We start from the raw sequence: 13,451 nt of genomic DNA, 5'->3' as shown, positions 1-13,451 counted from the left end.
ATTATCTTAGTGCCAGACGAAGCAAGGTGAACTGTGCGTTGTGAGCATCGCTCTAAAAGACGCTCGTTTCCCTTCACGGTAGCCCGTCTGCCACTGCCGTAGGTTAATTTTAGCCGAAAAGCCACACATCGGAATGATCCCGTTGCGTGGCATGTTTTCTGGCGATGTCTGTGGATTAACCTTTGAAACGACGGACGTAAAAGTCGACCATCTGGCTGACCATTTCATCAGCTTGGCCGTTATCACGTGCCGTGTTTAAGGCCTCTAACGGACCTTTGACCATGATACTGTCCAGTTTTGCATCCTCCGCCATACGTGCATAGTAACCCACGTCTTTTGCGGCGTTTTTAATCGTGAAAGCCAATTGGGTGGGATCATTATCTACACCATAGGATTTAACAAAATCCATCATACCTGAATGCAATGGGCCCGCGGACATAACGTCATATAGTTGGGCGCGATCTACACCGGCAACATCTGCCATTGCAAAGGCTTCGGACATTGCATTTGCAACGGTCATACCAAAGAAGTTGTTGATCAACTTGATCGTGTGGCCAGAACCCACAGCGCCGAGATGGAAGACATTTTCCCCTAAATCCTTAAGAACAGGTTCAACCGCATCAAACGCGGCTTTGTCACCTGATGCCATGATATTCAACAGGCCGTCTTTTGCGTGGTTCGGTGTACGTCCCAACGGCGCGTCCAGAAAATGCCCGCCCGCGTTTGCGACTTCTTCTGCGAGGGTGCGACTGCTGGCAGGGAGGGAGGTGCCAAAATCAATGACGGTGGCCCCTTTGCGCAGGCCCGCAATGACGCCCTCTGCGCCGCGCATGCGTCCCTCGACGTGATCGGACGTGCCCATGCAAAGCATGACAATATCGCTCGCCTGTGCGACTTCTTTGGCGTTGGCAGCCTCGGTTGCGCCACGTGCGATTGCCGCGTCCAAATAGGTGCGGTCGGTATTTCCCAAAATGGTCAGTGCATACCCTTGGTCCTGCAGGCGTCCAACCATTGCGCCGCCCATGAGGCCAAGTCCGATAAATCCAATTGATGGTTTGCTCATATGAGTATCCTTTCAGAAGCTTTTTGGTGTGCTCAAGAGTTAACGAAGCACGTTAGAAAAATCCGATATCGCAGGTTGCCGTCTGTTTTCCAAGTGGATGTTGATATTTTGCGCTTGGGTTGGATCGACAGTGCCCAAAACCTTCCAGCGCTTGTGAACGCCAAGTGGGTGAAAAAGCAGAGGTTACTCGAAGGGTCTTTTATTAGCATGATCGATAATATGTGCAACGAATTGGATATAGATGTGCCTTGATAATATTGATAGTGGCGACCAACTCGACGCTCCGCGGAGGCATGGCAATAAAGCATAGATCAATGCCTCAAATGCGCCAAAAACGCCTAACCCAAATCGGAGCATTTCCCCATAAACTAGAAAGTTTCGGCCGAATGTTCGGATCTTTGTATTCAAACCAGTAAAAATGGCTCTGAGTGCACATCGGCGAGCCGTTCCGCGCAAATTTCGTTGGATGACTTCAAGTGAACGGAGGTTCGATCAAAATCAAGGTAAATGTCATTTGTCTTAGTTCCGTTGAAGTCACTCCTAGTACGTTCGGTTTTCATCGAGGAATGATGAGAATTTGTATAATAAGAGAACATGGTTACCCGTCGCACTTTCCTTTGGGCTCTCGAAGTTATATCGATCGCACCTGGGCGATGTGGACGTGGCTGTCGATCCCTCCCGGAAGCGTGATCAACCGTGTCGACGGGAGGGATATTGGGGGAGGGCGAAAATCGAAGTGAAGACTTTCAGGGCGCGTTCTAGTCTATCAATCGATTTCAGCCTGCTTCAGAACCTCGGCATCTGTTCGGCCTGTATTTTGAAGGTAAGCGCGCCAAATCCGACGAGCGCCGTCGCCGCCACGAGACCGAAAGAAAGTCATCAATTGCTCGTGTTCCTCGTCTGCTTCGTCTCACCTAACAGGATCAATAAACACCATGGAACGGCCCCGACGCGCTCGAGCCATCAGTTTGGTATGCGCGTCTCTCAAGATCGGATTGCCGCACATCTGAAGAATTGCGTCATGGATCCCTGAATTGGCTTCAAAATAATCCTCGGCATTACCTAACCGTTTAAACAACAGCATTTGCGCGTGCAGATCCTCAAGTATATCAAGGTTCTCGTTTGAAATCGTCGCCGTATTCCTCTCTGCAGCTAGGCTTTCTAGCGAAGCGATCACGTCGAATAAATCAAGGGCCTGTTGCGATGTATATTCCGTTACCTGCGCCCCTTTATTGCGAGAAATATCAATCAACCTATCAGCATGGAGTAACTTTAGGGCTTCGCGGATTGGCGTGCGGGAAACTGCTAGCTCGGTCGAGAACTTGCGTTCAACAATACGTTCGCCTGATGTTAGCTGCCCCTTTATTATGCGGTCACGCAATACATCGCGACCCATTCCGCCACAGCAGTTAGGTCTTTTCCGGGGGGAGAAAAAGTTGCGGTGTCTACCATTCAGTCTTTCCTGTTTCCACAGCGACAATAGGGATGCCATTGATGTTTGCTATGGGAAAAGGTGACGCGGCTGTGTCAGTTGTGGTCCTCCTGCCATTCCTCAAGTGTTTTGCGGGCGTCACCTAATGTGCCAAATAGCGTTTCATTGAGACATGCTTCAATTCCGACGAGGCAAGGATCAAGGCATTCAAAGAACTTTAGCAACGGCGCACGTCTTAATGCGCGAATGAAGATGATTTCGGCGTTATTGGTGATGCCGTGGACTTGGATGTGATGCGCAGGAAAGGTCCGGCTTGAGCCCAAAGAGCCGACACACAGCAGCAAAGTGCGTGTCGGCAGTAGGCTTAGGAATACGCCCCATTTGAGTATGTCAACTCGTAACTGTGGCTATAGAGCTCGAACACGATCCCGAACGGATCTTCGACATAGACCATGCGATATGGCTTCTCATTCGGGAAATACTCGCGAACTGGCATGCGTTGTTTACCGCCAGCAGCTACGATCTTCTCAAGTAGATCCTCAAGGTTGGGGTCCTGAATGGCAAAGTGAAACATGCCATGCTGTTTGAATTTAAGATTGTCCTCTGGTGCTTCGTGACCTTCGAATTCGAAAAGTTCGAACCCGATCCGGTCAGCGGTTGCAAGGTGTGCGATGCGCATCCGCTTCCAGCCAGTCCCGAAAACGTCCTTGCACATCTGGCCAATGTCACTGTCGTCTTCGACGATTTCAGTCGGCTCCATGATAACATAGAACCCCAGAACCTCACCGTAGAATTTGATTGCCTTGTCCAGATCCGGAACAGAGAGGCCGATGTGAGAGAATGTGCGCGGTGTGGGTATCATAATATTTCCTTTCAGGGTTGTTGAGGAAGATATAGATGGACTGCGCTGATATTAAAAATTATCATTATGCATGATTTTGATAATTTTATGAGTTACTCATGCTGAACGCCACATGGTTGGACACTTTCACGACACTCTGCGAGGTCGGCCATTTTACGCGAACAGCTGAATTGCTGGGAATGACCCAACCGGGCGTATCGCAGCATTTGCGTAAGCTTGAGTCTCAGGTTGGAAAACCGCTGATCTCCATGGACGGAAAGTCCTTTACGCTCACCCCCACAGGTGAGGCGGTGCTGGCCGTCGGCACCGCGCGGCGCATACAAGAGCGCGACCTGCAAGAAACCATCCAGATCGATGATCCAGACGTCGGCGATATCGGCATCGGCTGTTCCGGCAGCTTCGCCATGTGGCTTTATCCGCATCTTCTGGAGCGCATGCATCACGCGCCCGAGCTTGTCATTCGTCTGAATGCCGCACCACATACCAGCGTCGTGACGGCCGTTCTGAGTGGGGGTCTTGATTTGGGGATTATCGCGGATCGGATCGACCATCCCAGATTGGACGCAGTCAAAATCGGCCGAGAAGAGTTGTGTCTGGTTGTTCCTCGATCTTGTGCAGGACAAGACCTTGATCTGCACCATCTGAACGAGCTTGGTTTTGTCGCGCATCCGGACGGGTACGCCTATGCGGACGATCTCTTTTCGTTGAATTTTCCAAAGGACTACAAAGGCGCTGACCGCTTGAATATTCGGACGTTCGTCAACCAAATCGGCCAAATCCCCATTCCGGTCGCGCAGGGGATTGGCTACACGATTTTGCCTAAATCCGGCATAGATGCCTTTGCCGGAAATCAAGATTTAGCGATCATTCACCTGCCGAAACCACGCCATCACGACCTGTGGCTTATATCCCGTCGAGGGCGCACCAACTTTGCACGTGTCGCTGCTTTAAGTGATCTTATCAGAGGTGCAGCAGAGGCATTGGGGTAACGCTATTAACTAAAAAAATCGGGCGTGATTCGGTGTCGCCAAGCATGATTGCGCGATTCACAAGATCGGGTGAACCGCGCAAAGCAATGATTGCTCTCTGTATTGTTAGAGTGTTTTTTGTAGTCCTTAAGCCGCCAAGGGAGCTTTCTTGGCTTCCAACTTAAGCAACACATGCCCCATCAGAATGGCCATGCCGACATGCCCGATGAAGGAGGACTGCGAGTAAGCGCCAAAACCCATCATAAATGTGCGACCGATCAGCGGTGCAAGAAGGCCTTGAGCTACAAACCATAGAATAAAACCAGCTATGGCACCCGAGAGAATAATATTGGTTCGAGTCACCAAGTGAGTGAGCAATACGCTGCCTGAAAATCCGACGACGCCAATCGAAAAGTGGACGACAAAAGCAGCCCAGTAGGGCAGGCTAAAACCAAAAATCATTTTAGTTAAGGCGACAACCAAGTTCGCTGGTGCAAGCGCGACATCAAAAAGCAACGGCGAGATGAGCCAAGCGTAAGCTTCAAACGCAATTTCTCCCACCAGTCCGGCGATAATCAGATTTCTAAGTTTTATATGTGTCAACATATCGGCTACTTTTCCTATTTTCTTTTGAAGTTCATGGCGCAAAACTGAGATGTTTTCCGGCCACGCTTTATCGGCAGGAGGCGCGCCTGCGCGGGGTTCATCGCGAAACCTGCGGGCCTACCTCCAATAATTTGCGTTAATTTTTGGTGAGTGCGAAATGAGCTCGTTTCTGGCGTAACCAGAGTTCGCTTCCACTATCACAACGTGCAAAAGGCGCGCGATGCATTCATCCACGCGCGCCTTTTTTAAACTCACACTTTGAGTGGAGTTTCGCTCCGTTGCCATGCCAATGGCTGGAACACTTCATCAACAGGCGTTTCAGCAACGTGGTTGATGTAGTTCGACATTGTTTTTTGCGCGAGACCGAGGATCACATCCAAAATCGCGCGGTGCGTATAGCCTGCAGCAAAAAATGCATTCATCTGCTCCGCAGACACATTTCCGCGCTCGCGTACCATTTGCACAGTGAACGTACGAAGGGCCTCGAGTTTGGCTGTTGGCAATGGGGTCTCGTTGCGCAGGGCATCGGAGATGTCGTCAGATACCTTCATCATTTTTGCGATACCTGTATGGGCAGGCACGCAATAATGGCACGCATGTTCCACATTAATCGACTGCCAGACAACTGTCAGTTCGTCCGCATCAAAATCTGTTTCCGTGAACAGCTTATGAAGGAGTTGATATCCCTCATAAGCCTGTGGGCTTTCTGCCAGAACTTTATGCAGACCAGGTAAACGGCCAAAGGCTTTTTGCGATTGTTCCAATAGCGGCTTGGATGCTTCGGGGGCGGTGCTGAGGTCGTGGGACGGGAAGTTCATTGTGCGGAGCCTTTGTTAAATTGGAATTCCCTGCCATTTAGGCTTTCCTGAGTGATCACTCAAGTATATATCTGGGCGATCAATTCAACAATTGGTGATCCAATGTCTCGTAAACCGAACTATGACCGCAACGAACTGATCGACCGCGCGCGCGACCTGTTCTGGCGTCGTGGTTGGGCCGGAACATCTTTGAAAGATCTCGAGGATGCCTTGCAGATAAAGCCGGGCAGTTTTTACGCCGCATTCGGTTCAAAGGATGCCTTGTTCGAACTCGCGATGGACAAATACGCATTGGATGGTGCCGAACGGTTGAAGGAACTGGCCCTGAAATATGGCCCGATCCAAGCACTCCAGCGATTCCCTGAAATGGTGATCGGCAACAACGATGCCCCCGCCAAGGCTTGCATGCTGTCCAAGACCCTCCTCGAGCTTCACGCGCACAACCACCCGTTGGCGGGCAAAGCAAACCTGCATCTTTTGAGGATGGAAGGGCAGTTTGCAGAGTTGTTTCAACAAGCACAATCCGCTGGAGACATTGATAGCGGGCATGATCCCAAAGTGCTCGCCCGCCGGTATCAGTCGGACCTTTTGGGGTTGCGGGTGTCCGCAGAACGAGATGGCGTCGACGCAACGGCAATCGCACAAGAGATCGCAGACAGCTTGGTTCGCCTTTGACGGCAGTCCCGAGGCGTGTCTCACGGATCAAGGACGGATGCGCGGCTAAAGGTCATCTTCGTTAACGGTACCGAGAATAAAATGCACATGCGTTCACTGGTCCAAAAACGCTGCTTAGTCCTCAATTGAGTAATTTAGTCGTCAAGATAATCATCATCCGGAGTGGTGTTCAGGTATGCGCGGGACGTCGAAAAATCGATCTGCGAACAGATTACGCAGCTTTCGATCTTCTGCGTGCGAGGCTGGCATTGCTTGATTGGGTCCATGGATTTCGGAATTTCCTGCTCTTAGGCCGTTGTCAGAGCAGGGTCAGGAAGTCCGATTTGGGCTTGCCGCGCTCCTTTGAGGTGTTTCCCTGCAACTTTAGCTGAGGAACGATTTGGTCGAAGTGCTCCATCCAGAAAATTTGGATAATTGGTCGGCGATAGGCCAAACTTATGCTCAATTCGGGTTCACATTTCCTGTAGATAAGTCCGGGATACATACCCTTTGAGGCCACGTGATTGCTTCAAAGAAACTTTGCACCATCCGGTCCCACCGTTTTGCTCACAACTATATATTCTCACCAAGGTTCCGTTTGGAAGGCCGACGATGACATTGTATCCAATCCCTGGCCCAGCGCGCATTTTCAACATGTCATCAGCTTCGACGCCAACGACTTCATAATACCCGTTCCAAGCGGCCTCTGCGGGCTCGGCGCCTGAGAAGACTCCTAGCAATACCCCAGTGATTGCGGTAAAAATGGTTCTTCGCATCATAGCCTCCTGTTCTTTGCTTCGATCATACTGTAGCCACCTTGGATTCGAAGGCAAGGTGGCTTTCCAGCCCAGTTCTAAATGGCGATGTTGCGGATTATAGAACCCGTTTATGTATTCTGCGGCACCGCGTTGAAGCTCCCGTCTTGATGGATCGGGCATACCTGATGTAAAGTAAATGGCGAGTCATGCCGTTTACTGCCATAGATATAGCGTAGTACTTGACAATGGGATACGGACCAGCCAATTAATCGCTCGTGAGGACGACCTCCCAAAATCGATAAACGCTGGGACGACCCGGCACTTTATTTGAGGTTGTTATGCGCTCTCCACTTGATCGTTTACGTCATGCCGTTAGTTTTGAAATCATCGCTTTGATCTTAGTCATTCCATTAGGGTCGATCTTGTTTCACTTGCCTATTGAGGATTTTGGTGTTGTTGGCGTTGTAAGCGCTACACTCGCCACGATATGGAACTTGGCATATAATTACATCTTCGATTTGAGCTTGCAGCGCACTTCCGGGACCACCAAGAAAACAGGTCTTGTGCGCATTTTGCATGCCGTCCTATTCGAAACCGGGTTATTGATTGTTCTTATGCCATTCATTGCGTGGTATCTTGGCGTCACACTTTGGCAGGCCTTTCTGATGGATGTGTCGTTCGCGTTGTTCTATGTGATTTATGCATTTGGTTTCAATTGGGCTTATGACGCGCTCTTCCCGTTGCCAGAGTGGAAAGACGTGCCACTTTCCGAATAACAGGTGTATTCGACCGCGATCTGCTTGCCGGATATCAATTTTGGTACCTACTCCAGCGTATTTTTCCTTGTCTGAAGTTAGCGCGAATGGGCTCAAGTAGCGTTACGCGACCCGATATGATTGGTCGTGATCGCATTCCTGCCAAGATCGACCCGCAGGAGGCGTGGCGGCGTATCGGCCTCTATCAGGGCTGGGCAATTAGCGTTTGCCTCAACTGGCCAAATACGCAGTTTCATCCTATACAGAGAAACTTAGTCATCAAGATCATCATCACCCAGAGTGGTGTTTAGGCTCAGGCCTCATAACCAAAATAGGACTGTAGGAGCGAGTGCGATCGCAGAGATGAATACGTTAGGGCATCGATGATATCGGGTTGAAACCCGCCGCCAATCTTTCAGCTTTCCAAACATACGTTTGATCCTGTTGCGCCTTTCATACCGGCGCTTGTCATACTTGATGACCTTTTTACGGGACTTTCTGCTCGGGATGCAGGGCTGTGTTCCCGTTTTTATCAAGGCATTCCGAAACCAATCAGCATCAAGCCACGATCTGCCAGCAGCCAGTTTGCAGCGGGAAGATCACCCAATAAGGCGGCCGCGCCAGTATAATCGCTGTACCTTGCCCGGCAGGCGATGCTTGCATCGCTGAGAGGGTTGACCTGCGGTTGTAATGAAATGAATTGGGCGACCTTTGGTGTCAGGGATTGCATGCAATTGCTGAACGCGCGCATGACGTTCTTCGGTAGTTTTTTTGACCTGCATCGAAATATTGCCGATCTGTGTATAGATGGCCGTCATCCCCTGCACGTTTGCTTGCTCGCTTGAAAAGCCATGTCGTGCGAACATACCTTCAAAAATGGAACGTAAGATTGCCCCTCAATTGCGTGAAGATGAAGTTGCCAGATGGCTTGACGATTTTAGCACTAAGATGGGGAAGCCATCAGAGGCTGAAAAGGCCTTCTTTGATCGTCGCCGTTCTCTTGCTCAAGGTGTAGGGCTCGAGGCAAACGGCAATCTCATCTGTGATAACGACCAAACCACTTTTGACGGCAAATGCTAACCGTGCCGGTTCATTTTCACTTTTGATGTTTTTCCTAACCGTCTGTTAGAGCATTGCGAAGAGTGCCTACAAGCGCGGACGCTGAGATGTTTTGTTATGCCCATCCTTTAAGAGGAGTAAGTTAGCGATGCTCACCGCCACCTAGATCATCCGCCACTTGCTTGTGCGTCAAGCCACTGGTCAGTGTAATACACACCGCATCCATGTGAATTTCGTCTGTTCGTTTCAGCCCCATAGTTCATCTCCTTTGTTGCAGTAAATGCTATCAAAGGAGCGGCATCAAACCGCGACAGGTCCATTACTGGATTGCCCCACTGCCATGCCGCAGATAAGGTCCGGCGAGGATCATCTTGATCTTGCAGGTACTCTTCCGAAACGTCACCTTTGTTGAATAACGACCCCCTTGGAGCAGAAATTCAGATGAAAAATTTCATGAGATCGGCTGTGGCCGCAATTGCATTGACTACAATTGGCTTGACCACCGCGTCTGCCGAAACCCGTATTACATATAAATCAGCAAAGACCGGCTCGTCCTACTACCAGATGGGTGTTGAGTTGGCCGAAGCCATGAAAAGCGGTACTGATGGCGATATCATCGTGACCATAGAAGAGAGCCAAGGCTCAGTCCAGAACGTGATGGAGGCCCGTGCGCGCGGCGGGGATTATGTGTTTACCACTCCCCCTGCGCTGGTCGGCCTCGCACAAGAAGGCAAGGCCATGTTCGAGGGCAAAGGGGATCCGAAGTTCAGCGAGATTCGCGCTCTCTTTCCGATCCCGTCACTGACTATGCATTTTGTGATGTCCCAAGAAAGTGGTGTCACGGACATCACAGGATTGGCAGGCAAGACAATTTTGCTCGGCAAAGGCTCCTTTGGGGCGACAGAGGGCGAGAAATATCTCGGGTTGTTCGGTATGGCGGATAGCGTCCAGATTGCGGATGTTGAACTGTCGAATGCGGTTGCAGCTCTCAAAAACGGTCAGATCGACGGCTTTGTCACAGCAGGCTCATGGCCCGCGCCCAATGTGATCGAAGCCGCGGCATCGACGCCGGTGACTGTCTTTTCCCTGACACCAGAGCAGATCGCGGAGACAAAGCGTACGGCTCTGACTATTCCGGCGGGCACCTACGCGGGGCAGGAGGCGGATATTGAGACAACATCCCTACCAGTCGTGGCCTACACGACCACGGCGATGGATGACGAGACGGCCTATCAACTGACCAAAACGTTCTGGGAAAGCAAAGCTAAGCTGGCTGAAAACTCCCCGTGGTGGAACGGCGTCGATCAAAACCTGATGCCGACGATCGAGACTACAATCCACCCCGGCGCGCAGCGTTATTATGCTGAAGCAGGTATCACCCTGACCGACGCACAGAAGTAACCACACTTACAGGCCGGACGTTACATCCGGCCTGTCACTCTTCGATAAAAAGGCCACGCTATGCACATGCTTCCCGAAGGACGCCTGAACGACGCTTTCTGGTTACTGCTTGCAACGGGGCTTGTAGGATATCATCTGGCGCTGATTTTCTCTGGTCTTGTGCCAAATTTGGTCAGCAGACCGCTCCATATGGCGTTTATTCTGCCGTTTGTGCTGGTGTTTGGCGCAACCACTCGTAGGCGGCTGATCAGTGGGATTCCTCTCGCGATCCTTGGTGTCTCCGCTGCCCTCTGGGTCGCTGCCAACAGTGATCGTCTGGGGGATCAATACGGGTTTCTCGAGAGTGACTTCCAACTGTTTGTCGCCATCACGTTGCTGGGCATCACGCTGGAAGCGGCGCGCCGAGCAATCGGCTGGCCGCTTCCAGTTGTTGCAGGTCTCGCACTGCTCTACGGGCTTTACGGCCAACACATCCCCGGACAATTCGGCCATTCCGGCACCCCCACAGCCAGCTTTTTGGGTACACTCACCATCGCCGAAGGGGGCATCTGGGGTGCACTGACTGGCGTCTCGGTTGGTGTGGTTGCGATTTTCGTTATCTTTGGCGCTGTGTTGAACGCTGGGGAGGCGGGGCAAGGTTTCATGAATGTAGCGGCAGCAGCGGCAGGACGGCTTAAGGGCGGTGCGGCCAAGGTCTCGGTTATCTCCTCCGCGCTGTTCGGGTCTATCTCCGGCTCGGCTTCTGCCAATGTTGCTTCAACCGGTGCCGTCACGTTGCCCGCGATGACCAAACTTGGCTATCCCAAGCGACTGGCGGCCGCGGTCGAGGCCGTCGCATCCTCCGGCGGGCAAATTATGCCGCCTTTGATGGGGGCAGGTGCCTTTGTTATGGTTGAGTTGACGGGCGTGCCTTACACGTCGATCATGGCGGCCGCGGTTCTGCCAGCGTTTCTCTACTTCCTTGCCGTCTGGGTCGGAATCAACGCCTATGCTGGGCGGTTCGATTTGAAGGGCGTAGATCCCGCCGACCGCCCCGCGCGGCGCGATGTGTTTGTCACGTCGTTGTTTTTCCTTGTGCCTTTCTCAGCCCTGCTCTGGGCGATGTTCGTCGCCAAATACACACCGGAATATGCCGCAGCCCTTGCTATCATTACCGGTGCGCTGCTGCTGTTCATCAACGTGGATTTAAAAAGTCGACGCGAGCAGATCGTAGACCGCTTTGTCTCGGCCATCATGAACGCGGCCAAACAAGTGTCGATGATTGCGGCCATAATCTTGTGCGCCTCGATCATTATTGGCGTGCTCTCAATTACGGGGTTAGGCGTTAAGATTACATCGCTAATTCTCGAAGGCTCCGGTGGTCTACTCTGGCCGTCGTTGCTGTTAACGGCGCTTGCTTGCCTGTTGCTTGGGATGGAAGTGCCCACGACGGCTGCCTATGTCATTTGCGTCTCTGTAGCAGGGCCAGCCCTGATACAACTGGGGTTGGAGCCATTACAGGCGCATCTGTTCGTATTCTGGTTCGCGCTGTTGTCCACGATAACACCGCCTGTGTGCGGGGCCGTGTTTATTGCGGCAGGTATGGTCGAGGAAAACTGGTTGAAGGTCGCACTTACCGCGATGGCGCTGGGAGTGGGGCTCTATATTATCCCGCTCGGCATGATTGCCAATCCCGATATCCTGCGGCTCGCGCAAGACCCTGTCGGTGCTCTCTTCGCGATGCTGAGGATCGCTGCTGGCCTGATGCTCGTCTCTCATGGGCTGATCGGGGCGCGTAAGGTTTTATCTACGGTTCTGCTGGTTGGTGCAGGATTGGGAATCGTATTCGCAGCAGTCATCATCTGACGATCATGGTCCTGCCCTGATTTGAGATTGTCAGCCTGGGGTAGGCTTTGGAAGCCCTGTCATTTCTTGAAACTTTGGTCCGAGCAATGCACTGCAAATGTTGGGGTGAGAATTTTGCAGCCCAATCTCTTTGCCTAAGTCACCAGCACGTATCGACACCGTTAGTTGTCGAGCGTCGCGAGCAGGCTCAATACGATAGTTTATTGCGCATAGCCTTATTCGGTCGGCATCTCGGATAAGGTGACTGTAGTTCTCAGACGGTTGGACCGGAATGTCGTTTTGATCAACAATTATGTATCCTGCGTTGTGCAGGCGAGCAGCCGCATCGGTCTTTTGCGCTCAGCCGCCGTTGAACACAGTTTTTTCACGTATGAACCCCACGATTGGTTTGGTCGGATAGGGGCTTTGGGGGCTGGATTGTGTCGAGCGGACCCAATAGTCGCTTGGAGTCCCGAGCGCATCGAAGATTTCTGCTCGAGTTCCATGCTGATTATAATCATCATAGGCATTCATGGCGGCTTCAATCGCCTCGCGAGTGAACAATGCAGCCTGGTCGTGTTTTTTTTCGATCATCAATCAATTCAAAACCAAGTTCAGTCAAACGGTCAAATGATTGAGATTCACCAGCGCCTTTAAAGAAATTTTTCGCTATTAGGGAAGGGCCATTCGGCAGTTTTTGAATTGCAGCCGCAATTGTTGCTTTCGCGGGATAGCGTGGCCTTTCAACTGTGCTGCTATCTTCCGTATCGACCAGTCGTGTAGCCCAAACTTGCGGTGTGCCAAAACCTTGGCGTTTAAGGAATGCATCGATGCCTTCTTTGTCACAATCATCCATGACTGCAATGACTTCAGCTCTTGTAACTTTTGCGACCAATTGCACTTGTTCGCGCTTGCTTGGAATGCCGCGGTTTCCTCGCAAAAAATCATCATATAAGCTGATGGCTTGTCGCAGGCTGGCGAGCCCGGTTCGAAGATCGCCATCTATAGGCACGGGCGAGGGATTAGGGCTTCTCTTCTTTGATCATCTACACTGTACGAAAAGCGTCCTAAAAGGGCTTCTTTCCCTTCGCTTTGCAATATGGCGTCTAAATCGCCGACAACATCCTCTACTCGACGTGCAGTGCTAACACGAGAGCCCGTTGTTTTTTTCACTTTGGCCATTGGTTGTAAGCCAATGCCGAAAACCAGTTTCATTCACTTTTATTCTCCAAATTCAACGGCAGCCTCACA

At 51.4% G+C, this 13,451-nt stretch carries 14 protein-coding genes and 1 pseudogene; 7 read left to right on the top strand and 8 right to left on the bottom strand.

Annotation, left to right across the window (positions count from 1 at the left end; genetic code table 11):
• Positions 1-175: 175 nt before the first annotated feature.
• From RC74_RS17750 to RC74_RS17730, 3 genes are all read right to left on the bottom strand, one after another.
• Complete coding sequence (locus RC74_RS17750) at positions 176-1,063, bottom strand: NAD(P)-dependent oxidoreductase (RefSeq protein WP_039000861.1); 888 nt, start codon at positions 1,061-1,063, stop codon at positions 176-178.
• A gap of 910 nt (positions 1,064-1,973) precedes the next feature.
• Entirely contained in the window at positions 1,974-2,459 is a 486-nt protein-coding gene (locus RC74_RS17740) for a GntR family transcriptional regulator (RefSeq protein WP_236939970.1), read from the bottom strand.
• Positions 2,460-2,859: 400 nt separating this feature from the next.
• Positions 2,860-3,357, bottom strand: coding sequence for a lactoylglutathione lyase family protein (locus tag RC74_RS17730; protein WP_039000855.1), 498 nt, complete (start codon positions 3,355-3,357; stop codon positions 2,860-2,862).
• Positions 3,358-3,455: 98 nt separating this feature from the next.
• Between RC74_RS17730 and RC74_RS17725 the strand changes: the two genes are divergently transcribed.
• On the top strand, positions 3,456-4,346 hold the full coding sequence (locus tag RC74_RS17725; protein ID WP_039000854.1) for a LysR family transcriptional regulator: 891 nt from the start codon (positions 3,456-3,458) through the stop codon (positions 4,344-4,346).
• Between the two features lie 126 nt (positions 4,347-4,472).
• On the opposite strand, the gene RC74_RS17720 is transcribed toward RC74_RS17725, so the two are convergent.
• Positions 4,473-4,973 carry a hypothetical protein gene (locus tag RC74_RS17720; protein ID WP_236939969.1) on the bottom strand — a complete coding sequence of 167 codons (501 nt, stop codon included), beginning with the start codon at positions 4,971-4,973 and terminating at the stop codon, positions 4,473-4,475.
• Positions 4,974-5,182: 209 nt separating this feature from the next.
• Positions 5,183-5,749, bottom strand: a complete 567-nt coding sequence (locus RC74_RS17715; protein ID WP_039000852.1) for a carboxymuconolactone decarboxylase family protein — start codon at positions 5,747-5,749, stop codon at positions 5,183-5,185.
• Positions 5,750-5,851: 102 nt separating this feature from the next.
• Between RC74_RS17715 and RC74_RS17710 the strand changes: the two genes are divergently transcribed.
• A complete protein-coding gene (locus RC74_RS17710; protein WP_039000883.1) occupies positions 5,852-6,424 on the top strand; it encodes a TetR/AcrR family transcriptional regulator in 573 nt (190 codons plus the stop codon).
• Between the two features lie 452 nt (positions 6,425-6,876).
• Here RC74_RS17710 and RC74_RS17705 read toward each other — a convergent pair whose 3' ends face one another.
• On the bottom strand, positions 6,877-7,179 hold the full coding sequence (locus RC74_RS17705; protein ID WP_039000850.1) for an SH3 domain-containing protein: 303 nt from the start codon (positions 7,177-7,179) through the stop codon (positions 6,877-6,879).
• A 320-nt stretch (positions 7,180-7,499) separates the two neighbouring features.
• Here RC74_RS17705 and RC74_RS17700 point away from each other — a divergent pair, with 320 nt between their 5' ends.
• Together RC74_RS17700 and RC74_RS22355 are read left to right on the top strand one after the other, a co-directional pair.
• Positions 7,500-7,937, top strand: coding sequence for a PACE efflux transporter (locus RC74_RS17700; protein WP_039000849.1), 438 nt, complete (start codon positions 7,500-7,502; stop codon positions 7,935-7,937).
• A gap of 116 nt (positions 7,938-8,053) precedes the next feature.
• Positions 8,054-8,227 carry a hypothetical protein gene (locus RC74_RS22355; protein WP_156477513.1) on the top strand — a complete coding sequence of 58 codons (174 nt, stop codon included), beginning with the start codon at positions 8,054-8,056 and terminating at the stop codon, positions 8,225-8,227.
• A 9-nt stretch (positions 8,228-8,236) separates the two neighbouring features.
• On the opposite strand, the pseudogene RC74_RS21910 reads toward RC74_RS22355, so the two are convergent.
• A pseudogene (locus tag RC74_RS21910) lies at positions 8,237-8,653 on the bottom strand (transposase); the annotation flags it as partial.
• A gap of 139 nt (positions 8,654-8,792) precedes the next feature.
• On the opposite strand from RC74_RS21910, the gene RC74_RS17690 reads away from it, so the two are divergent.
• The 3 genes from RC74_RS17690 to RC74_RS17675 all read left to right on the top strand — a co-directional run bounded on the left by RC74_RS17690 (position 8,793) and on the right by RC74_RS17675 (position 12,221).
• Positions 8,793-8,996 carry a hypothetical protein gene (locus RC74_RS17690; RefSeq protein WP_052274654.1) on the top strand — a complete coding sequence of 68 codons (204 nt, stop codon included), beginning with the start codon at positions 8,793-8,795 and terminating at the stop codon, positions 8,994-8,996.
• A gap of 420 nt (positions 8,997-9,416) precedes the next feature.
• Entirely contained in the window at positions 9,417-10,376 is a 960-nt protein-coding gene (locus tag RC74_RS17680) for a TAXI family TRAP transporter solute-binding subunit (protein ID WP_039000846.1), read from the top strand.
• 60 nt (positions 10,377-10,436) lie between these two features.
• Positions 10,437-12,221: a TRAP transporter permease gene (locus tag RC74_RS17675; RefSeq protein ID WP_052274653.1), complete on the top strand. Its 1,785-nt coding sequence runs from the start codon at positions 10,437-10,439 to the stop codon at positions 12,219-12,221.
• Between the two features lie 520 nt (positions 12,222-12,741).
• Here RC74_RS17675 and RC74_RS17670 read toward each other — a convergent pair.
• Entirely contained in the window at positions 12,742-13,212 is a 471-nt protein-coding gene (locus RC74_RS17670) for a ScoMcrA-related endonuclease (RefSeq protein WP_039000845.1), read from the bottom strand.
• Positions 13,213-13,451: the final 239 nt, after the last annotated feature.

Origin of the sequence: Falsihalocynthiibacter arcticus (assembly GCF_000812665.2) — a bacterium.
In the GTDB taxonomy this organism is placed as follows: Bacteria; Pseudomonadota; Alphaproteobacteria; order Rhodobacterales; family Rhodobacteraceae; genus Falsihalocynthiibacter; species Falsihalocynthiibacter arcticus.
This window is presented reverse-complemented; position numbering and strand designations above follow the sequence as displayed.